Source organism: Burkholderia glumae LMG 2196 = ATCC 33617 (assembly GCF_000960995.1).
Taxonomy (GTDB): Bacteria; Pseudomonadota; Gammaproteobacteria; order Burkholderiales; family Burkholderiaceae; genus Burkholderia; species Burkholderia glumae.
In genome coordinates, this window is the sequence record NZ_CP009435.1 from 2,888,174 (window position 1) to 2,909,502 (window position 21,329).

Annotated in this window: 21 protein-coding genes; 10 read left to right on the forward strand and 11 right to left on the reverse strand. The window is 67.4% G+C overall.

Annotation, left to right across the window (positions count from 1 at the left end; translation table 11 throughout):
• Positions 1-133: 133 nt before the first annotated feature.
• Positions 134-451 carry a hypothetical protein gene (locus tag KS03_RS33445; protein ID WP_042968115.1) on the reverse strand — a complete coding sequence of 106 codons (318 nt, stop codon included), beginning with the start codon at positions 449-451 and terminating at the stop codon, positions 134-136.
• A 27-nt stretch (positions 452-478) separates the two neighbouring features.
• Positions 479-736, reverse strand: a complete 258-nt coding sequence (locus KS03_RS25450; protein WP_017433257.1) for an HPr family phosphocarrier protein — start codon at positions 734-736, stop codon at positions 479-481.
• A 211-nt stretch (positions 737-947) separates the two neighbouring features.
• Here KS03_RS25450 and KS03_RS25455 point away from each other — a divergent pair, with 211 nt between their 5' ends.
• Both KS03_RS25455 and KS03_RS25460 read left to right on the forward strand, forming a co-directional pair.
• Entirely contained in the window at positions 948-1,292 is a 345-nt protein-coding gene (locus KS03_RS25455; protein WP_015875787.1) for a zinc ribbon domain-containing protein YjdM, read from the forward strand.
• Between the two features lie 27 nt (positions 1,293-1,319).
• Positions 1,320-2,156: a fused MFS/spermidine synthase gene (locus KS03_RS25460; protein ID WP_015875788.1), complete on the forward strand. Its 837-nt coding sequence runs from the start codon at positions 1,320-1,322 to the stop codon at positions 2,154-2,156.
• A 25-nt stretch (positions 2,157-2,181) separates the two neighbouring features.
• Here the strand turns inward: KS03_RS25460 and KS03_RS25465 are convergent, their stop codons facing one another.
• Positions 2,182-2,379, reverse strand: coding sequence for a ribbon-helix-helix protein, CopG family (locus tag KS03_RS25465; RefSeq protein ID WP_015875789.1), 198 nt, complete (start codon positions 2,377-2,379; stop codon positions 2,182-2,184).
• Positions 2,380-2,496: 117 nt separating this feature from the next.
• Complete coding sequence (locus KS03_RS25470; RefSeq protein WP_015875790.1) at positions 2,497-3,543, reverse strand: LacI family DNA-binding transcriptional regulator; 1,047 nt, start codon at positions 3,541-3,543, stop codon at positions 2,497-2,499.
• A gap of 183 nt (positions 3,544-3,726) precedes the next feature.
• Between KS03_RS25470 and KS03_RS25475 the strand changes: the two genes are divergently transcribed.
• The 5 genes from KS03_RS25475 (at position 3,727) to KS03_RS25495 (ending at position 10,296) form a co-directional block, all read left to right on the forward strand.
• Positions 3,727-4,884 (forward strand): ABC transporter ATP-binding protein, encoded by a 1,158-nt coding sequence (locus tag KS03_RS25475; RefSeq protein WP_015875791.1) that lies wholly within the window; start codon positions 3,727-3,729, stop codon positions 4,882-4,884.
• Positions 4,885-4,978: 94 nt separating this feature from the next.
• The gene (locus tag KS03_RS25480) at positions 4,979-6,982 is read left to right on the forward strand and encodes a beta-galactosidase (RefSeq protein WP_015875792.1); all 2,004 of its coding nucleotides are present in this window, start codon (positions 4,979-4,981) and stop codon (positions 6,980-6,982) included.
• Positions 6,983-7,064: 82 nt separating this feature from the next.
• On the forward strand, positions 7,065-8,318 hold the full coding sequence (locus KS03_RS25485) for an ABC transporter substrate-binding protein (RefSeq protein WP_015875793.1): 1,254 nt from the start codon (positions 7,065-7,067) through the stop codon (positions 8,316-8,318).
• Between the two features lie 120 nt (positions 8,319-8,438).
• On the forward strand, positions 8,439-9,422 hold the full coding sequence (locus tag KS03_RS25490) for a carbohydrate ABC transporter permease (protein ID WP_371821381.1): 984 nt from the start codon (positions 8,439-8,441) through the stop codon (positions 9,420-9,422).
• A 22-nt stretch (positions 9,423-9,444) separates the two neighbouring features.
• Complete coding sequence (locus KS03_RS25495; RefSeq protein WP_015875795.1) at positions 9,445-10,296, forward strand: carbohydrate ABC transporter permease; 852 nt, start codon at positions 9,445-9,447, stop codon at positions 10,294-10,296.
• A 44-nt stretch (positions 10,297-10,340) separates the two neighbouring features.
• On the opposite strand, the gene KS03_RS25500 is transcribed toward KS03_RS25495, so the two are convergent.
• Complete coding sequence (locus tag KS03_RS25500; protein ID WP_232252255.1) at positions 10,341-11,156, reverse strand: alpha/beta hydrolase; 816 nt, start codon at positions 11,154-11,156, stop codon at positions 10,341-10,343.
• Between the two features lie 117 nt (positions 11,157-11,273).
• Positions 11,274-11,831 carry a lipocalin family protein gene (locus KS03_RS25505; RefSeq protein ID WP_015875797.1) on the reverse strand — a complete coding sequence of 186 codons (558 nt, stop codon included), beginning with the start codon at positions 11,829-11,831 and terminating at the stop codon, positions 11,274-11,276.
• Between the two features lie 389 nt (positions 11,832-12,220).
• Between KS03_RS25505 and KS03_RS30490 the strand changes: the two genes are divergently transcribed.
• The gene (locus KS03_RS30490; protein WP_015875798.1) at positions 12,221-12,397 is read left to right on the forward strand and encodes a DUF1328 domain-containing protein; all 177 of its coding nucleotides are present in this window, start codon (positions 12,221-12,223) and stop codon (positions 12,395-12,397) included.
• 331 nt (positions 12,398-12,728) lie between these two features.
• Here the strand turns inward: KS03_RS30490 and KS03_RS25515 are convergent, their stop codons facing one another.
• From KS03_RS25515 to KS03_RS25530, 4 genes are all read right to left on the reverse strand, one after another.
• Positions 12,729-13,769 (reverse strand): hypothetical protein, encoded by a 1,041-nt coding sequence (locus KS03_RS25515; RefSeq protein ID WP_039203008.1) that lies wholly within the window; start codon positions 13,767-13,769, stop codon positions 12,729-12,731.
• A gap of 467 nt (positions 13,770-14,236) precedes the next feature.
• A complete protein-coding gene (locus KS03_RS25520; RefSeq protein ID WP_015875800.1) occupies positions 14,237-15,070 on the reverse strand; it encodes an aldo/keto reductase in 834 nt (277 codons plus the stop codon).
• Positions 15,071-15,342: 272 nt separating this feature from the next.
• On the reverse strand, positions 15,343-17,088 hold the full coding sequence (locus KS03_RS25525) for an FAD-dependent oxidoreductase (RefSeq protein WP_015875801.1): 1,746 nt from the start codon (positions 17,086-17,088) through the stop codon (positions 15,343-15,345).
• 20 nt (positions 17,089-17,108) lie between these two features.
• Positions 17,109-17,927: a sugar phosphate isomerase/epimerase family protein gene (locus KS03_RS25530; protein ID WP_015875802.1), complete on the reverse strand. Its 819-nt coding sequence runs from the start codon at positions 17,925-17,927 to the stop codon at positions 17,109-17,111.
• 923 nt (positions 17,928-18,850) lie between these two features.
• Here KS03_RS25530 and KS03_RS33100 point away from each other — a divergent pair.
• A complete protein-coding gene (locus KS03_RS33100; RefSeq protein WP_257739400.1) occupies positions 18,851-18,973 on the forward strand; it encodes a hypothetical protein in 123 nt (40 codons plus the stop codon).
• A 141-nt stretch (positions 18,974-19,114) separates the two neighbouring features.
• Complete coding sequence (gene rarD / locus KS03_RS25535; RefSeq protein ID WP_015875803.1) at positions 19,115-20,008, forward strand: EamA family transporter RarD; 894 nt, start codon at positions 19,115-19,117, stop codon at positions 20,006-20,008.
• A gap of 250 nt (positions 20,009-20,258) precedes the next feature.
• On the opposite strand, the gene araH is transcribed toward rarD, so the two are convergent.
• Positions 20,259-21,269, reverse strand: coding sequence for an L-arabinose ABC transporter permease AraH (gene araH, locus KS03_RS25540; RefSeq protein WP_015875804.1), 1,011 nt, complete (start codon positions 21,267-21,269; stop codon positions 20,259-20,261).
• Between the last annotated feature and the right edge of the window lie 60 nt (positions 21,270-21,329).

A 21,329-nucleotide genomic window follows, 5' to 3' on the forward strand; every position in this document is an offset into this window, starting at 1 on the left:
CCGGCGCAATAATCTTGCGATCGGCTCGTCGCCGGTGCATCCTCGGACGGGACGGCCGGAAGTTTCGCTATTCGAACGATCATAGACCGTCGCCGATCCGGCTTCAGGTCACGACGCGAATCGTTGTTTGTCCTTACATTTTGCCGACGGCGACGTCCGGGAGCCCGACTTCAGCGCGAGCGGCAACAGCCAGCATCCGAACCACGACGTGGCCAAGGGCGAGCAGCTGGTCCACGACGTCTATCGCGCGCTGCGCGACGGCCCGGGCTGGGCCGACACGCCAGCACGGCGGCAACCACGGCCACATCGCGCCGGACGATTCGGTCGGCGAATTCGACAATTTCGATTTCACGCGTTTCGGCGTGCGGATTCCCGCCGTGCAGATCTCGGCGCGCATCGCGCCCGGCCTCGGCGCGGTGCTCACGCTCGCCGAAGAATGCGCGATGCGCACGATGCCGATCCCCGCCGCGCGGCGCGCTCAGTTCGCCTGCAGCAGCGGTAGCAGGTCGCGGATCGCGGCCTCCTCGTCCTGGCCGGCCACCAGCAGCTGCACCAGCGCGCCCGCGCGCAGGCGCGGCGCCCAGGTCGCCGTTTTCACATCGATCTCGTGGCCGTCCGCGCTCAGCCGGATGTCGCTGCGGAAGCGCCGCGCGCATTCGGCGAGCGCCGCGCCGCACGCGCCGCTGGCCGAGAAGTCCCGCGCCGTCGCGAGCCTCACCTCCACCCAAATTGCCATGACGTCGTCTCCGAGGAGGGGGGGCAAGCGGGGCGAACGCCTGCCGGTGGCCTGAGCCAAAAAGCCTGATGAACACGGAAACCGGCGCGTACACCGACCATCCCGACATTATCCCGCCATCATCATAACATGTGCCTTGTATTATAATGTTATGCACATTCAAGCCGTGGCCGCCCGCGCGGCCGCCCCGCCACCCCTCGATGGACCCGCCATGTCAGCCCTGCCCGCATGCCCGCAATGCTCGATGAACAACACCTATCCCGACGGCGGCCTCGTCGTCTGCGCGGATTGCGGTCACGAGTGGTCGCCCGGCGCCGGCGCCGACGAGCCGGCGCCGGTTGCCGATGAGCTGGTGCGGGACGCGCACGGCAGCGTGCTCGCGAACGGTGACTCGGTGGTGCTGATCAAGGACCTGCGGGTCAAGGGCTCGTCGATCACGCTGAAGGTCGGCACCCGGATCAAGGGCATCCGGCTCGCCAGCGGCGATCACGAAGTGGACTGCCGCACCGATGCCGGCAGTTTCATGTTGAAGGCGTGCTATCTGCGCAAGGCCTGACGCGAATCCTGTGGGGTAGAGGCGCTGATGGATCGGGACCGGACGGCGTGGGATGCGTTCGTGGCAGTGTTCGCCGCGTCGCTGGGCGGCAACCAGCCGATCGTGCTGGAGACGCGGCGCACGGTGTCGCTGCACTTCGATCTGTCGGCGACGCAAAGCTTCATGTCGCTGGCCGAACCCGAGCGGCTGGTGCTCGAATACACGCGCATCATGATGGGCTTCGTGCTGCTCGCGCCCGCGCCGGCGCGGGTCCTGATGATCGGGCTCGGCGGCGGTTCGCTGGCCAAGTACTGCCATCGGCACCTGCCCGCCACCACGATCACGGCCGTCGAGATCGACCCCGGCGTGATCGCGCTGCGCGATCGCTTCCACCTGCCCGCCGACGGCGACCGCTTCGAGGTGATCTGCGCGGACGGCGCGCACTACATGGACCGCCCCGAGGTGTCGGCGGACGTGATCCTGCTCGACGCCTTCGAGGCCCAAGGCATATCGGCCCAATGCGCGAGCCAGTCCTTCCTGGCAGCGTGCCGCGAGCGGCTGCGCGGCAACGGCGTCCTGGTGGCGAATTTCGTCGATGACGATCCGGCGTTGCCGGTTTATCTCGCGCGGGTGGAGGCCGTGTTCGGCATGGCGCGCGCGGTCCTGATGACGAGCAATGCGGGAAATTGCATCGTGTTCGCGTGGAACGGCGCGAGCGCCCTGCCGTGCGCCGCCGTGCTGGCCAAACGCGCCGGTGGCTTCGATTTCTCGGCGGCGCTCGGCCTGCACGACCTGGCCGTGCGGCTCGAGCGCGGCCGGCGCTTCGAGATCGGACGGCTGGCCTGGAGCGAGTGCGGCCGGCCCCGCTGGGCGATCAAGGAATGACGCGGCAGCCGCGCTTGTTTGCTGCTTACTTGCCGCGTCGCGCGCCGCGCCCGACGGCCGTGCTCGCGGTGCCGTACTCCACGTTGTGCTGGGCCAGATAGTCCCGGATCAATTGCCGGACGACCTGCGACGGCGTGATGTCCTGTTCTGCACACAGCCGCTCGAATGCCGCCTTTTTCGCGGGGTCGATCAGGACGGTCAATCGTGCAGTCTTGGTTTCCATTTGCGGGCAGTGGCCGGGTTGATATGTTAATCAGATTCTAATCGATTCATCGGCCGGCGCAGCCGGACCGAATGTCGTGCGTGCCTCGCGCGGCGGCCGGCATCGGCCGCCGCGCGATCAGGCGACGGCGCCGCGCGGCGGTGCCGTCGAGGCGCGCACCACGAGCCGCGGCTCACCGGTCACGCGCATGCGCGGCGCCGCGTGCGCGCCGCCTTCACCGCTCGCGCCGCCCGGCCCGGCCAGTTCCGCGAGCAGCGCGACGGCCAGCGCGGCCGCCTCGGCGGTCGGCACGGCGACGGTGGTCAGCGCGGGCCGCGACTGCGCGGCCAGTTGAATGTCGGTGATGCCGATCACCGACAGATCGTCCGGCACGCGGCGGCCGGCGTCGGCCGCCGCGTGCATCGCGCCGAGCGCGGGCAGGTCGTTGGTGGCGAACAGCGCCGTGAGCTGCGGCGACTCGGCGAGCAGCGCGCGCGCGGCCGCGTAGCCGCCCTCGATCGTGTCCGGCGCGTAGCGCACCGGCGCGCGCGCGCCGTCCAGGCCGGCCGCGTCGAGCGCGGCGACGAAGCCCTCGCAGCGTGCCGCATGGATGCCCGACACCTTGCTGCCGACCAGCGCGCCGATCCGCCGATGGCCGAGCGCGAGCAGATGTCTGGCCGCCAGTTCGCCCGCCAGACGGAAATCCACCGCCACGCAAGGCAGCCCCGGCGGCAGCTCGGGCCGCTCCCACATGCAGAGCACCACCGGCGTGCCGCGTGCCACGGTGGCATGCAGGTCGTCCAGATCCAGGTTCGCGTTCATCACCAGCACGCCCTCCGACAGCGTGCCGGCGATCTGCTCCAGGTAGCCGCGGCCGATGCCCGGATCGTTCTCGGTGTTGCAGATGATCAGGTAGCGGCCGCTGCCGCGCAGCGCGCTCTCCACCGCTAGTGCGAATTCCGGATAGAACGGGTTGGCGATGCTCGATACCATCAGCGCGATGGTCGGCGCGCGCCCTTCCGCGAGCGCGCGCGCGGCCAGGTGCGGCCGGTAGCCGAGCGCCTCGACGGCGGCCAGCACGCGTTCGCGCGTGAGCGCCCCGACCCGGCCGCGGTTGCGCAGCACGTTCGAGACGGTGGCGGGCGTCACGCCCGCGGCTTGGGCGACTTCGGCGAGGGTCGGCATTGTCTCAATAAATGAAATCTAGTCTCAATATTTGTCAGCGGCGCCGGCTCGTTGCATGATGAGCCGATATCAGAAGGAAAAAACGGAGACGGCCTGACACGATCGCTACGGCGGTCGTTTTCGTGGCTCGCAGGTTAAGCGCTTAATCTCCGTCATTCCGGATTACATCATGGAGACGCAGCGATGGCGAGCATTTCGTTGAAGGGCGTTCAGAAGGCGTATGGCGAGGCCGCCCCGGTGATCCGCGACGTCGATCTGGAGATCGGCGCGCACGAGTTCTGCGTGTTCCTGGGCCCCTCGGGCTGCGGGAAGTCCACGCTGCTGCGGATGATCGCGGGCCTGGAGGACGTCAGCGACGGCGAGATCGCGATCGGCGGCCGGCGCGTCAACGAGCTGTCGGCGGCCCAGCGCGGCGTGGCGATGGTGTTCCAGAGCTACGCGCTGTTCCCGCACATGACGGTCTACGAAAACATCGCCTTCGGCCTGCGGCTCGCGAAGACGCCGAAGGCCGAGATCGACCGCAAGGTACGCGAGGCGGCCCGCATCCTGCAGTTGGAACCGCTCCTCGAGCGCCATCCTAAGGCGCTCTCGGGCGGCCAGCGGCAGCGCGTTGCGATCGGCCGCGCGATCGTGCGCGAGCCGGGCGTGTTCCTGTTCGACGAGCCGCTCTCGAACCTCGACGCGACGCTGCGCGGCCAGACCCGCATCGAGATCGGCCGCCTGCACCGGCAGTTCGCCGAGGCCAGCGTGGTCTACGTGACGCATGACCAGGTGGAGGCGATGACGCTCGCCGACAAGATCGTGCTGCTGCACAGCGGTGAGGATACCGAACGATACGGCAGCATCGCCCAGGTGGGCGCGCCGCTCGATCTCTACTACCGGCCCGCGAGCCGCTTCGTGGCCGGCTTCATCGGCTCGCCGCGCATGAACTTCCTGGCCGCGCACGTGCTCGCGGCCGACGCCGGCGGCCTGAGCGTGCGGCTCGACGGCGGCGGCGAGACGGTGCGGCTGCCGCTCGCGGGCGCCGGCGTGGCGCCCGGCGACGCCGTCACGTTCGGCATCCGCCCCGAGCATCTGGAATGCTGCGCGGCCGACGGCGGGAGCGACGCCGGCGCCCTGCTGCTGACGCGCCGCGTGACGCTCGTCGAGGCGCTCGGCGAGCACAGCTACGTGCACCTGGAGCAGCCCGACGGCACGCTGATCGCGAAGGCCCCCGGCGAGCTGCGCGTCGCGACCGGCGACACGGTCCGGCTGCGCGCGCCCGCCGCGTCCTGCCATCTGTTCGCCGCCGACGGCTTCGCGATCGCCGCGCCGGCACCGGCCGCGCTCTCGCCCGCCTGAGGGCAGCGCGCCGAACCGTTTATCGAAGCGCGCGCCCGCCGCCCGGGCGGCCCGCCACCCACGCGCCCCACCCCCAACGATCGAGGATCGACCGATGCGCCTTGGAGTCTGTTACTACCCCGAACACTGGCCGGAAGCCATGTGGAACGACGATGCCGCGCGCATGAAGGCGCTCGGCATCGAGCAGGTGCGGATCGCCGAATTCGCCTGGAGCCGGATCGAGCCGCAGCCGGGCGAATACGACTGGGGCTGGCTCGACCGCGCGATCGAGGTGCTCGGCGCGGCCGGCCTGCAGGTCGTGATGTGCACGCCCACCGCGACGCCGCCGAAGTGGCTGGTCGACCGGCATCCCGAGATCCTGCCGGTCGGCGCCGACGGCCGGCCTCGCGCGTTCGGCTCGCGCCGTCATTACGATTTCTCGTCGCCGAGCTACTTCGAGGCGTCGCAGCGCATCTGCGAGGCCGTGGCGCGCCGCTACGGCGCCCATCCGGCCGTGGCCTACTGGCAGACCGACAACGAATATGGCTGCCACCAGACCGTGGTCAGCTACTCGCCGGCCGCGCAGGCACGCTTTCGCGACTGGCTGCGCGCGCGCTACGGCACCATCGAGGCGCTCAACGCGGCCTGGGGCACGGTGTTCTGGAGCATGGAATACCGCAGCTTCGACGAGATCGACGCGCCGGTCGGCACGGTCACCGAGGCGCACCCGTCGCATCGGCTCGACTATCGCCGCTTCGCCTCCGACGAGGTGCGGCGCTACAACCGGATGCAGGTCGAGATCCTCCGCGCGCATTCGCCGGGCCGGCCGATCGCGCACAACTTCATGCAGCTGTTCACCGAGTTCGACCATTATCCGGTGGCGGCCGACCTCGACGTGGCGGGCTGGGACAGCTATCCGCTCGGCGCGCTCGAGGAGCAGTGGTACGCGCCCGAGGTGAAGGCGCGCTACCTGCGCACCGGGCACCCCGATTTCGCGTCGTTCAACCACGACCTCTACCGCGGCATGTCGCGGCTGCCGTTCTGGGTGATGGAGCAGCAGCCGGGGCCGGTGAACTGGGCGCACTGGAACCCGGCGCCGCTGCCGGGCATGGTGCGGCTCTGGAGCTGGGAGGCGTTCGCCCACGGCGCCGGCTGCGTCTCGTACTTCCGCTGGCGCCAGGCCCCGTTCGCGCAGGAGCAGATGCACGCGGGGCTGAACACGCCCGACAACCGGCTCGACCTCGGCGGCAGCGAGGCCGCCCAGGTGGCCGGCGAGTTGCGCGCGCTGCTCGCCGACGCCGAGGCCGGGGCCACCGCGCCGGTGCGCGCCAGCGTGGCACTGCTGTTCGACTACACCGCGAAATGGCTGTTCGAGGTGCATCCGCAAGGCGCCGATTTCCACTATCCCCGCTTCGTCGTGGAGTACTACTCGGCGCTGCGCTCGCTCGGCTTCGACGTGGACGTGGTGGCCCCGGACGCGCCGCTCGACGGCTACCGGCTGGTGGTGGTGCCGCCGCTGCCGATCGTCTCCGAGGCGCTGGCGCAGCGGCTCGCCAGCTGCGGCGCGCAGGTCGTGCTCGGCCCGCGCACCGGCTCGAAGACGCCCGATCTGCAGATTCCCGCGAACCTGCCGCCCGGCCCGCTCGCGGCGCATCTGCCGATCCGCGTCTGGCGCGTGGAGTCGCTGCGGCCGACGCTCGCCGAGACCGTGCAGGTTGCCGCCGCGCCCGACGCCGCGGCCTTCGAGACGCCGGCGCGCCACTGGCGCGATCTCGTCGAGATCGACCCGGCCCAGGCGGCGTCGGTCGAGATCCGCGCACGCTTTCACGACGGTCATCCGGCCTATCTGCGCCACGGCGTGTTCCATTATTTCGCGAGCCTGTTCGACGAGGCCGGCACGGCGACGCTGCTGGCGCGCGTCGCGCGCGAGGCGGGCCTCGCGCCCGTGCCGCTCGGCGACGCGGTGCGCGTGAGCCGGCGCGGCGGGCTGACCTGGGTGTTCAACTACGGCCCCGAGCCCTACCGGATCGACGCGGCGATCCCCGATGCGGCGATCGTGGTCGGCGCGCGCTGCATCGAGGCCGCCGGTGTCGCCGCCTATCGCACCGCGGCCGGCTGAGCCCGCGCGGCGCGTTCGCGGGCAGATTTCGTTGTTTCGCCATTCCGCAGTTCCGACAACAACCGCAACCAGGAGACAGCAGATGAACCTTCAACCCCGCTTCCGGCGCGGCCTCGCCGCGCTCGCCGTGGCCGCGCTGACCGGCCTGTCGGCGTCGGCCGCGCTGGCCGGCACGCTGAGCGTCAACATCGCGTACAAGGGCGCGAGCCAGCGTGCGGTGTGGACCCAGGTGGTGGACCAGTTCAAGCAATCGCACCCCGGCACCGACGTCAAGCTCGCGTTCGTCGACGAGGAAGCCTACAAGGTGCAGTTGCCGAACTGGCTGACCACGGCGCCGCCCGACATCATCAACTGGCACGACGGCGAGCGCATGGCCTACTACGCCAAGCGCGGGCTGTTCGAGGACCTGTCCGCCGACTGGCAGAAGAACCACTGGGACACGATGTACGCCTCGACGAAGGAGGCCTCGTCGTACCAGGGCAAGCCCTATGCGGCGCCCACCGTCTACTACGCGTGGGGGATGTTCTATCGCAAGAACCTGTTCAAGAAGGTCGGCATCACCGCCGAGCCGACCACCTGGGCCGAGTTCCTCGACGACTGCAAGAAGCTCAAGGCCGCCGGCATCACGCCGATCGCGGTGGGCGGCCGCGATGCGTGGACCCTGGCCGGCTGGTTCGACTACCTGGACCTGCGCCTGAACGGCAACGCGTTCCACCAGCAGCTGATGGCCGGCCAGATCCCCTACACCGACGCGCGCGTGAAGAAGGTCTACACCACCTGGAAGCAGCTGATCGACGCGGGCTACTTCATCGACAACGCGCTGTCCTACGATCTCGACGCGGCGCAGCCGTTCCTGTTCCAGGACAAGGCCGCGATGATGCTGATGGGCACCTTCATCACCGGCGGCTTCACGCCGGCGGTGCGGCAGGACATGGGCTTCTTCCGCTTCCCGGTGATCGACGCGAACGTGCCGATCGCCGAGGACGGCCCGGTGGAATCGCTGCACATCCCCGCCAAGGCCAAGAACAAGGCGGACGCGCATGCGTTCCTCGCGTTCGTCGAGACGCCGGCCATCGGCGCGCAGCTGGCCAAGGGGCTCGGCTCGCTGTCGGCCAACAGCCGCTCGCCGGAGCCCGACGACGCGATCTCGAGGATTGCCTTCCACCTGCTGGCCGACACCAAGGGCGGCATCGCGCAGTTCTACGATCGCGACATGACCAAGGAAATGGCCGACGAGGGCATGAAGGGCATGCAGCAGTTCCTCGCCGATCCGGGCAAGCTCGACGCGGTGCTCGCGCAGCTCGAGGCCGCGCGCCAGCGCATCTACCGGAAGTGATGCGGGAACCGAACCCGCAGTGAACTGGAAGCGAGCGGGGCCGGCGGCGGCACCGGGCGGGCCGCAGGCCGCCCGTGCCGCCGCCCCCCGCGACCATCAAGGAGATCCGCCGTGCCACGTATCGTGCTTTCCTCGCCGCCGGCTGCGGCCGCCGCGCAGCGCAACGAGCCGGGCGGCGAGCCCGCCGGCGCGGGCCGCGCCGCGCCGCCGCGCCCCCGGGCGCACGCGCCGCGGCCGCGCCGGCGCGCCTCGCCCACCGAGCGCCGCCAGCGGCTCGCCGCGGCGCTGTTCCTCGCGCCGGCCTGCCTGATGTTCGCGCTCTACGTGGTGTGGCCGGTGGTGTCCACCATCCGGCTGTCGTTCTACCACTGGGACGGCATGAGCGAGCCCGACTTCATCGGCCTGGCCAACTACGCCGAGCTGATCCACAGCGACACGTTCTATACCGCGCTGAAGAACAACCTGATCTGGCTGCTGCTGTTCCTGCTCGCGCCGCCGCTGGGCCTCGCGATCGCGCTGTACCTGAACCAGGCGGTGGCCGGCATGCGCGTGGTGAAGTCGCTGTTCTTCGCGCCGTTCGTGCTGTCGGGCGTGGTGGTCGGGCTGATCTATTCGTGGTTCTACGATCCGACCTTCGGCCTGCTCAAGCTGCTGATCGGCCAGGGCATCCCGGTGCTCGGCGATCCCCGCTACGCCACGCCCGGCATCATCTTCGCCGCGCTGTGGCCGCAGACGGCCTACTGCATGATCCTCTACCTGACCGGCCTGACCACGCTGAACGCCGAGCAGATCGAGGCCGCCCGCATGGAGGGCGCGCGCGGCTGGACGCTGCTCTGGCACGTGATCCTGCCGCAGTTGCGGCCCACCACGTTCATGGCGGTGGTGGTGACGGTGATCGGCGCGCTGCGCAGCTTCGACCTGATCTCGGTGATGACCTCGGGCGGCCCGTTCGACAGCTCCACCGTGCTCGCGTACTACATGTACGACCAGGCGATCAAGTACTTCCGCTTCGGCTATTCGTCGGCGATCGCGGTGGTGCTGTTCGCGATCATGATGCTCTACATCGTCTACCACCTGCGCCATCTGCTGCGCAGCGAACACTGACCGTCCGACAGGAGACGCCCGCATGTTTCCGATGCCGATCGACCGCTGGAAGCCCGTCTCGCGCAGGCTCTACAAGCTCACGCTGCCGCTCGCGCTGCTGCTGTGGCTGCTGCCGCTCATCGCCGTGCTGATTACCTCGGTGCGCTCCACCGAGGAACTGAACGCCGGCGACTACTGGGGCTGGCCGCAGCATTTCGCGCTGGTCGAGAACTACCGCGAGGCACTGAGCGCCTCGCCGATGCTGCACTATCTCTGGAACAGCGTGCTGATCACGCTGCCGTCGGTGGCCGGCTCGATCGTGCTGGCGGCGCTGGCGGGCTTCGCGCTCGCCGTCTACCGGTTCCCCGGCAACGCGGCGCTGTTCGGCACCTTCGTGGCCGGCAACTTCGTGCCGATCCAGGTGCTGATGATCCCGGTGCGCGACCTCACGCTGAAGCTCGGCCTCTACAACAGCGTGAGCGGGCTGATCCTGTTCCATCTGTCGTTCCAGACCGGCTTCTGCGCGCTGTTCCTGCGCAACTTCATCAAGCAGCTGCCGTTCGAGCTGATCGAGGCCGCGCGCATCGAGGGCGCGGGCGAATGGACGGTGTTCTGGCGCATCGTGGTGCCGCTGATCCGCCCCGCCCTCGCGGCGCTCGCGATCCTGGTGTTCACCTTCGTCTGGAACGACTATTTCTGGGCGCTGTGCCTGACGCAGGGCGACGACGCCGCGCCGATCACGGTGGGCGTGGCCGCGCTCAAGGGCCAGTGGACGACCTCGTGGAACCTCGTCTCGGCCGGCTCGATCCTCGCGGCGCTGCCGTCGGTGGCGACGTTCTTCCTGATGCAGAAGCACTTCGTGGCCGGGCTGACCTTCGGAGCGACCAAGGGGTGAGGGCCGACGCGCCGGCGCCCGCCTGGCTGCCGCCTCGCGCCGCCTCATGCCGCTCCCAGCCAGTGCAGCACCTGCTGCCAGCGCGGCGCCGTCATTGCGTCGAACCAGCTGTCGTGGTTCGCCTCCGGCAGCAGCATCAGGCGGCTGCCGGGATGCGCGCGCGCCAGACGTTCGGCGTGCGCCACCGGGATCAGCGTGTCGCGCTGCGAGCCGATGATCACGAGCGGGCCGCGATAGGCGGCGGTCGCCGCGACCGAATCGAACGGGTCGTGCAGCATCCAGCGCACCGGAAACGCTGGATACTGCTCGTGCGCCACCGAGGCGAGCGTGTCCCACGGCGTGATCAGCGCGACGCCGGCCAGCGCGTGCTCGTTGCCCTGCACCACCCGCGCGGCCATTCCCGCGCCGAGTGATTCGCCCACCAGCCAGACCTCGCCGGGCCAGCTCGCCAGCGTCTGCGCGAGCGCCTCGCGCGAGGCGGCCAGCGCGGCGCGCATGGTGCGCGCTCCGGCACGCCGGCCGTGGCCCGGGTATTCGGCGATCACCACGCGGTAGCCGGCGTGCGCGAACACGTCCGCCAGCGGCAGCTTGGTCTCCGCCGACTCCTCGTTGCCGTGGTAGACGATCACGGTGCCGCGCGGCGCCGCCCCGGCCGGCGTGACGACGTAGCCGGCATAGGCGCCGCGGATCTGCCAGCGCTCGACGCGCTCGCCAGGATGCGGCATGCCGCGCGGATCGGCCGTGCCCGGCGTCGACGGCAGCAGCAGGCGGTCCTGCATCAGGTACAGCCCGGCGGCCGCGGCCAGGTAAAGGCCGGCGGCGACCCCGAGGCCGGCCATGACGATCCGTTTGGCAGACATGATGGCAGACATGAGGTGTCGAGGCATCGCAATGGAAACAAGCCAGTATAGGGAGCCGCGCGGCAGGCGGGCAGGACGCGGCCGGGCCTCACGCCCGGCCCCGGGCGGCCCGCGCGCCTACTGCGCCGTCATGCGCAGCAGCGAGGTGTCGTAGCCGAGTTCGGCCGCGCGCGCGACGAGCTGCTGGCGCAGCAGCGCGGACGGATGCGCCTCGCGCGTCAGCAGCCAGAGAAAGCGCCCCGACGGTTCGCCGACGATCGACCAGCTGTAGTCGTCCGCATGGTCGAGCACCCAGTAGTCGCCGACATAGAACGGGCCGAAGAACGACACCTTCAGCTTCGCGCCCATGCTGTCGGGCACCGGCTTCGCACGGCCCTTCGAGACGCGCGGCGCGCCGTTCGCATCGCGCGCGCAGGCGTTGACGACCTCGATCAGGCCGTCCGGTAGCCGCGCGTAGTCGGCGGTCACGCCGTCGCAACCGCGCTCGAAACGGTTCTCGTAGCGCGCGAACTCGTACCAGCGCCCCAGATAGCGATCGAGTTCGACGGGCCTGGCCGGTTGTGGTACGGCCGCGTTGCCGCGCTTGCCGCCGATCAGGCCGCAGCCGTTGAGCAGCAGCGCGGCGCCGGACACGGCGACGGTCAATGCAGCGAGACGTACCAGAGATCGATTCATTCGGGTTTCCTTGTCATGGACAATCTGCACCGCGCAAGCAGGTTCGATACCACCTGCGCGCGAACCGTGGCACGGCCCGCGCGCTGGCGGTCCGTGCGTTCGATGCGGCGTGGCGCGCCTGCCGCGCCGCAGCCGCCGGATGCCGCCATTCTTGCAAGGCGGCCTTGGCTGGATTGTAGTATTTACCGGCGCCTGCCCCGGCGGCGGCGGCCAGCGCGGGCGAGCCGTCGCGCCACGAGAGCCCGGCGGCGCGGGCGCCCGGCGCGCCTGACGCGAACTGGCGCGGCAATTGCATGGTGAACGGGCGGCCGGCACGGCACGCCGTGGCCGGCGTCGAGCTTCGACATCTCGCCCTTCCTCCACCCTTCAACTCTCGGGAGCCAACCGCCATGCTCAAATGGGCCTTGATTTTCGCGGTGATCGCCATCGTCGCCGGACTGTTCGGATTCACCGGCATCGCCGCCGGCTCGGCGGCAATCGCCAAGTTCCTGTTCGGCCTGTTCCTCGTGCTCTGCATCGTCTTCCTGGTGATCGGCATGGTGGTGGCCAAGCGCGTCGTCAAATAGCGCCGTCCGAGGCCCGGGCTCGCGAGGCGGCGGATCCCGGGCCGGTTCGCCGCGCCGTCCCGCTACCCGGCGCGGTGGACTCGACGCGCCCGCCGCCCCCACGCGCCGGCCGCCGCGCCTGCGCCAGGCCAGCGGCGTCGCGCCCGGCACGCCGCCGCGATGCGCGTGCCGCGTCGGACCGGCCGTTGCCGCGGGCGCGACGCCGGCCCGGCATCGCACCCTTCACGTCCTTCACGCCCCACCCGCCACGTCCCGTCCGCCCCACGGCGGCGGCCCCCACGCCCAGCCAACCGGCATGCCGGCTGAATGACAGCGAGCCGCGCGCGGCCCGTCAGGCGCTCTGCTGCCCCGCCGCGAGCCGATGGCCGCCCGTGCCCGCAGCGCCGGACGGCGCCACGCGCGGCCAGACCGCGCCCGGGCGCGCGCCCTTGTGCGCGCCGTGACGCCGCGCGCCGGACGGCTCGATGCCGGCGGAGGGCACCGGGCGATGCACGGTGTCGAGCCTGAACGGCGCCGGCGCGATCGCCGACGGCCCCTCGCTGAAGAAGCGGCCGCAGCCGCTGCCGTCGCTGCCGTCAGCATCGGCCGGCGCGCACGAGTGCGGCGTGTCGAGCCCGTCGTCGGCCGGCCGGGACGGTGCGTGGATCGTGCCGCCCGCCTCCAGCGCGGCGATCCCGGCCACCACTACCAGCGCGTTCAGCGCGTGGCGCAGCGCGGACTGACGGCAATGGCGCCGCAGGTCGGCATCGTAGCGTTCGAGCGCCGCGTGCCCGCGCGGGCTCAATGCGAAGCCGCCCGCGGCCGTCTTGCGCACGTAGCCGGCCGCGACCAGCGTGGCCGTGATGCGCTCCAGGCAGCGGCGCCGCTCGTCCACCGCGGCGTCGCGCGGCACCTGCGGCCAGTCGGCCAGCGCCAGCAGCGCGGCCGGCGCCACCTGCGACGACAGTTCGGCCGACAGCGCCGCGATCCGCCCGAGTACCTCCATGCGCGCCGCGCGCGGGGCGTTGGCGTGCCAGAAGCCGCGCATGCGCAGGTCGCCCAGCCATGCCGCGAGCCGGTAGCCGTGCAGCCGCACGCCCAGCACCACGCGCCAGGCCTCGCGCTCGTGAAACATGTAGCGGCGCAGGTAGACGACGTAGCTCAGCTGCTGCCGCCCAAGTCCGGCGAGCGTCGTCGCTGCCGGCGCCGCCTCGCCGCCGAGCACGCTGACGCGGTCGCCGTCGAGCCCGGTCACGAGCAGGCGCCGGGCATGGCCGGCTTGCGCGGCCAGATGGGCGATCACCTGCGGGCGGCCGGTCGGGTCCGCGCTGCCGATCGGTCGCACGCAGGCCATCGCCAGCGCGCGCCGCAAGAACCACTGGTTGATGAACATGGCTGACTCCGTTGTCTGGGATGCGCGTGCGACGGCGACGAGCGGCACGGGCCGGCCGGGCTTGCGCCGCGCGCCGGCCCGGTGCGGGACTTTCCGTTGACGGAAAAAACTACAATGCCGCTGCCGCGCAGGACCTGCCGGCGCACCGCCCTGCCGGGCGGCACCCGCCATCCTCGGGCAAGTCAGCGATGCGCAGCGGATTCGCGCGTCGGGTAGCAGCAAGAAGCGAGCCATGCGCAACGGGCCTGGCCGCGCGCGGAGGGAATGCGGCTCGGGAATGGGCGGCTGGCGCAGGCCGCGCGGCTGCACCGCGTCAGACGCCTGCGCATTCGAGTCGAGCGCCTTGCCGACCGCCACGAGGCGCTCGTGAAAATCGCCGCCTGCCTCGTCTGCCGACGACACTTTCGAAAATCATGCTGTCGGCGCGGCTTGCTCCCCTTCTTCGAAAGCCGCCTGTTGCGGCGCCGTCATTCGGCCGGATCCCATTGGGGGGCGAATTCCGGGCTCACCACTCGTTGATTTTTTGGAAGGGCAGCAATGAGCGCGCGGTCCTCGTCGTCAAGCTGGACCTTGAAGGATTCGAGATTGCTCGACTGATTGACACGGCTGGCAGCCTTGGGAATGGCAGCGACATTCGGCTGGTCGAGCAGCCATTTGAGCGCCACCTGAGTCGGAAGCACGCCGTGCTTCTCTGCGATACGACGAATCTCCGGGATCTCGGCCGCCCGGTTGCGCGCCAGCGGACTATAGGCAACCAGCGCAATATCATGCTCGATCGCGAACTGCAGCAGCTTGCTCTGGCCAAGCGTGACATGGTATTCCACTTGATGCGCAGCGATCGGGGCGCCCATCTCCACCACCACTTGGCGGAGCAAGGGCAACGGGAAGTTCGCCACCCCTATGTTACGGGCGTACCCACGTTCCTTAAACGAAATCAGCGTGTCGATCGTGCGTTCGAGATCCCAGTCCTTGCTCGGCCAATGGATCAGGAACAAATCCAAATAGTCGGTCCGCAACGACCGCCGCGAGTTGTCGAGCGATTGCTGCATATCCGCCGGGGATAGTTTGTCCCACCACACCTTGCTGGTCAGATAAATATCATCGCGCGACACACTGGATTCGGCCAGCGCACGACCGACTGCTTCCTCGTTGTTGTAGGCCGCTGCGGTATCGACGTGCCGATAGCCGAGTTCCAGAGCCAGCGCAACGGCCCGCGTGCATTCCTCGCCCACCATCGGCCACGTTCCCAAGCCCAGCTTAGGCATGTTCATTTGGTGAGAGTCAATCACGACGCTTTGCATTTCGGTTTTTCCTTGCTGTTCAAATATCAATATTGCCAATTGGCGGCGCTCGGAAAGGGGCGGCGGCGGTGCGCCGTGCTCCGACACCCTCGCCGGTAGTTTCTGCTCACATGGTCTGCCGCTCCTGTTCGACGATTCGGACAATCTTTGCTGCCGTGTCGGTTGTCGAGTCACATGCCGGGCCGCTCATCTGGTCTCGCCGGCTCCTCGGGCTTGCTGGGCCGATCTGCAATGCCACGCGAGCGGCAAGGATCTGCGCCATGCAAGCGATTTCACCGCGCCACTTCAATTTCATTTTCTGCAATACGGCTCGCGCGCTCCCGTTCCCCCGCTAGCGAGCGGCCCGCGAGGTAGCCAAACGTCATCGCCGGGCCAAGCGTGATGCCGCCGCTCGGATAAAATCCGCCCATCACGCTTGCACTATCGTTGCCGGCCGCATATAAGCCGGGAATGACGCGATGATTGCCGTCCAAGACCCGGGATTGCGCATCGGTCTGCAGTCCCTGGAAGGTGCCGAGGCTGCCAGGCAGCAATTTCACGGCATAGAAAGGCGCCCTTTCGATAGGCGCGACACAAGGATTGGGCGCGTGTAGCGAGTCGCCCTGGGCGCGATTGAAGGGCGTCGATCCTCGATGAAACTGCGGATCGGCGCCGTCCCTCGCGTGGGCGTTGTAGGTCTGTATCGTCCTGACGAGCGCCCGCGGTTCAATACCGCATCGCACCGCAAGTTCATCGAGGGTCGCCGCCTGCAGCAGGTAGCCGGAGTCCAGATGCGGTTGAATCGGAAAGGGAAATGGCTTTGAGAAGCCCAGGCCGTAACGCCGCTGGAAGCGGTGATCGCAGATGAGCCACGCATGGACGTCCTCGCCCGCCGGCGTTATCTCGAGCAGCGCCGAAATAAAATCGTAATACGGCGAGGCTTCATTGACGAAACGTTCGCCGGCCTTGCTGACGGCTATCACCCCCGGCTTTGCTCGGTCTATCAGATGTGGGAACACCACATCCTCGGCGCCATTTTGTTGCGGAACCAGCGAGACCGGCACCCATGCCGCCGGTGCGTGCAGCGTGTCGTCAAAGCGGCCACCGACAGATTCACCGAGGCGAATGCCGTCTCCGGTATTGGTTCGCGGCGCGGCAGACCAATGGTCAAGCCCGCTCGGCGTATAGAAAAAAGTGCTTTTCCGCCGTTCGATATCGTGCGGATACCCACCACATGCCAGGACCACACCGCGCAAAGCCCGTACCTCGCGCACTGCGCCGTCGATCTTCAGATGTGCGCCCGCCACCCGCTGCTTTTCCGTTATGAGATCAATTACGGTTGCACCCGCATTCAAATCGACACCGGCATCGATGGCGGACTTCAACAGGCGGGCAATCAGCGCGTTGCCGTTTACCAGGTGCATCGAACGCCCATACCGCAGCTTGTGCCATGCAAGCTGAGCGAGACGGCGCGTCACGTACAGCGCCGAGCGCACCGACCGCGTCGCCCGGTAGAAATGCGTGATATCGCGTCCGGCCATCAGCCCCATCCCGCCGAGGGTGATAACCGACAAGGGCTGGCGCAGCTTGTCGATCAATGGGCCGAGCTGCCGTCCGTCGAACGGCATCGCGCAGACGGAGCGCCCGCCGGTCTTCGCGCCAGGCGTCACGTGAAAATCCGGAATGGCGTTGCCATCGACAAAACGCACCGAGGAATGGCTCTCGAAAAAATCCAGCATCGCAGGGCCGTGTTCAAGGAACGCATTGACTCTGGCCTCGTCGAACTGGCCGCCCAGTTCGCTGCGCAGGTAGGTACGGGGCACCTCGATGTCTTCTTCAATACCGGCACGAACAGCCAGATGATTGCGTGGAATCCACAGCCACCCGCCGGACCACGCCGTGGTGCCGCCGAAAACGTCTTCTTTTTCCACAACCATGACACGCAGGCCCAAAATCGCCGCCGTCACGGCTGCGGACAGACCTCCCGCTCCAGAGCCAACGACCAGCACGTCACATTCTACAATCGGGTCCTTTTTCATATTTCCTCAGCTTCACGTGATTACTCAACCGATATTTCATCCAAATGCCGCTGAGTGGTTTCTACTGACCGCCGGATATATTCCGAGTATCCAATTTTCTCTACCGTCGGTTCGCCGGGGATTTCAAGCGCGTAGACGATATCAGCGGGCAGGCAATCAAGAATTCCCTTGACGTCGAGCCCCCCCTCCCCCGGCAAGCGTCGTTCGCAGCGCGCCGTGTAAATCGCTTGAGCCAGACTGACAGGATGATCGGCAGGCGCATCGCACACATGCGCCCATTTGAACCAATCGCGTGGCAGCGTCGCGAGCAACTCGAGACTCGAGTAGGATCGGTCAAAGTGCAACAGATCGACCAACATGGTGGCGTTCTGGCGATTCACCTCGCGCAGCACGCGAGCCGCCTCGACCAGATTCGGCGTGTCGGTCCAGGAAACAAATTCGAGGCTGACATTGAGATTCAACGGCTTCGCCATGTCGCAAAAAGCGCCAAACCTGTCGACGGCGCGGCTTCGGTCCCAATCCGGCAACTGGGTCAGCACGTATTTCGCTCCCAGCTCTGCACCGGCCTCGAGAAAATCCTGATAGTGGAGATGATCGCGAAGTGGGTCCATGCGAGCCGCTTCGATATCCCATACTTTGATGCCGGTCGCGGCCAGTCGGGCCTTGGTTTCCCGCATCAGGGCCCGATCGTTGATCAAATCGTAGAGTGGCTCGTCGGGCGTGGTGCGGTTGAGCCGCAGCCCTACATACTGGGCGCCTGCGTTGCTCGCCGCCTCGATGAGCTGAGGGGGATTGAGTCCTAAAGCTGTCAGATGCGCAATCGAATAGGCATTATTCATGACTGTTTGCAGGATAAATCATCCCAAAGATAGATTTGAAATCAAAATGGCAGGCCGGCGAGGAAATACATGATGGAAACTTCCGCTTCGACAAAAGCGCAGCACGATCACGGCGAGTCGACCTGGAATGTCCGGGCGCCATTCAAATAACGGTGACACGGTCTTGCCTGCGGATACCCTCTTTCAACTTGAATCATGAAGCTCGTTTGCATTTGCGACGCACCCGATCTGTCCGCGGTGCCAAGCAGTGCGCAGCGCGAAATATCACCGTGATTGGCCCGGCAAACCCCATGCATTGCCACGAGATGTGAAATCCGGCCGCATGCGCATTGACGCGACAAGCCGGGCCTACGCGGCCGGCGGGCCGCCGGCATTGGGGGCCGCTTGCACGCCCTGCCGCACGCGGCAGACCAGCTCGACTTCTCGCGCACCACCCGCTTCCACGCACCGTCGCCAGCGGCACGCAGCTCGCCCGCCGGGATATCCTCCGGCGCGCCAAGCAGTCCTGATGAAACCGATGCCAATGGTTTCATTGCAATCCACTGCCCTCATGGAAAGCAATGCATCAAATCGAATTCGTCCATTTCGATATCAATTCAAAAATGATTCACATCGCAAGCAACCTGGCATTGCAAAACTTCGTGAAACGCAAGACGATTACGCTATTTCGCCAACCATATCAATTTGTTAACTATCTGGTTAGTTTACGAATATTATCACGGAGATTTTTTACAGACAATACAATTCTTCATAACATAATTGAGCAGCCGGATAATTCCAATAATTTCCCATTAATTAAATATTTCTTGAATTCGAATTCATTTCGTTTCTAAAAAAATAAAATCATTGAGGGCCGTGAATTTTCTGGTATATGCTGCTTGCCTCGTTGAAAGCCCGCGCACGTCGTGACGAGCCAAGAGACGATGAGCACGAAGCTGGACGAGGACATCGAGCGCTGGGCAGTCGAGCACGAGGGCGCGCTTGCGACGGACATCCGCCGGCGCCGATCAAGGCGAGGCGTGGCAGGAGCGGCGCAAACGGGCTGACCGCACAACCGAGTGAAGCCGATTCGAATCGCGCCATCCATCGAGCGTCTGCTCTGCAGACACGTTTTGCTCACCACCCAGATCGACCGTGCCCGCCAATCAATCCCCTTTCCGCCGTGCGCCGCGCGCCACCCATACACGATGAACATCGGCATTCTTTATGCATTTCTCGCCTTCTTTCTTTGGGGGCTTTTTCCTATCTACTTCAAGGCGCTGCATGCGATTTCGCCGCTCGAAATACTTTCACATCGAATGGCGTGGTCGCTGGTGTTCATTGCCATCCTGTTGACGGTTCGGCGAAACTGGAACTGGCTGCCCATTTCCCTGCGTGAACCGCGCACCGTCCTACGCTTTGCGTCGTGCGCTACCTTGCTATCCGCCAACTGGGGGATCTATATCTGGGCAGTCAATTCGGGGCGAGTCGTGGAGGCCAGCCTCGGCTATTTCATCAACCCCTTGGCGAACGTATTACTGGGTTTCGTGTTTTTGCATGAGCGGCTGCGGCAGTGGCAATGGGTAGCCGTGGCCACCGCAACTGTCGGCGTGCTGTGGCTGACTTGGCAGAACGGTGCGCCCCCGTGGGTGAGTCTCGTGCTCGGCTTAACCTTCGGCAGCTACGGACTGCTACGTAAAACCGCGCAACTCGGTGCACTGGAAGGACTCGCGCTCGAGACGCTATTGCTGTTCCCCGTCGTCTTCCTATATCTGTTGTGGCTGGCAGCCCATGGCGAATCGGGCTTCGTCGCGGCACCGATCGGGATCAAGCTGCTGCTCGCGGCAGCAGGCCCGGTGAGCGCCATACCGCTGCTGCTGTTTGCGGCCGGCGCCCGGCGCATCCCCTTGTCGCTGTTGGGTATCGTGCAGTACGTTACCCCCACCATCCAGCTGCTGCTTGGCGTATTGGTCTACCGGGAGACGTTCGGCCTGGTGAAACTGGTCGGCTATGGTGCAATCTGGGCGGCGCTTGTCATCTATGCCGCCGAGGGCGTGTGGCGGGCCCGCGGAGCAGTACCCTCCGCGCCCCGCTCGACATGACACATCCCCGCCCTTTGACGGGCGGTTGAAAAGGTCTTGGCGGACGGATGGCGTAAGGAAATCCGGCCTCTCGTGACGGCCAGGATGCTGCTCGCGCCACCTCGCGGCTCCTCGCGGCTGTTCGGCCGGCCCACGCGAAGCCGCCGGCAACGACAAGGGCCGATCGGGTGGCCCGGCCGCATCGGCCGGGCCACCACGATCGGCCCTTGTCATCCTCTTCACACGCGGGCCGGCCAGGCCGGCCTCGCGTTCACACGGCCCGCTTGCTGCGCCGGAACTGGTCGAACAGCACGGCCAGCAGCAGGATGCCGCCGCGAATCAGGTACTGGTAGAAGGTCGGCACGTTCACGAGGCTCATCGCGTCCTGCACGGCGCCCATGATCAGCACGCCCACCAGCACGCCGGCGATGGTGGCCACGCCGCCCGTCAGCGACACGCCGCCGAGCACGCAGGCCGAAATCACGCCCAGTTCCAGCCCCACCGAGGTCTTCGGATCGCCGAGGCTCATGCGCGAGGCCAGCATCACGCCGGCGAAGCCCGTGACGAGCCCCTGCAGCACGAACACCGTGATCTTGATGCGCGTGACCGACAGCCCCGCGAGCAGCGCGGCCTCGCTGTTGCCGCCCACGGCCAGCACGTTCTTGCCGAACACGGTCTTCTTGAGCAGGAAGCCGAACACCACGAAGCCGACGATGTTGCTCCAGATCGGGAACGAGATGCCGAGGAACGAGCCGCTGCCGAGGTCGAAGAAGCGCTCCTCGGAGATCATCACCGCGTCGCCGTTCGAGGTCAGGAACGCGAGCCCGCGCACCGCCTCCATCATGGCCAGCGTGGCGATCAGCGAGTTGATGCGGAACCGCGCGATCAGCACGCCGTTGACGAGGCCCACGGCGCCGCCCGCCAGCACGCCGGCGGCCACGCCGAGCAGCACGCTGTGCGAGGCGGTGATCACGGTGGAGGCCACCACGCCCGAGAACGCGACGATCGAGGCCACCGAGAGGTCCACCTCGCCGAGCGCGAGCACGAACATCATGGTCACGGCGATCGAGCCGATCAGCGTGACCGACAGCAGCAGGCCCTGGATGTTGCGGGTCGTGAGGAAGTCGGGCACGGTCGCCGAGAGCACGGCGAACAGCACCACGAACACCACCACGATGCCCGACTTGTTGATCATGTCCCACGCCCGCGCACGCGCGGGCGTGATCGGCGCGGCGGCCTCGTTGGCGGAGGGCGTACCCTTTGGCTGCATGGCTTGATTCATTTCCGGTCCATCGTTTCGAAACGGCGCGCCGCGAAGCTCGCAGGCGCGCCGCAGTGGTTG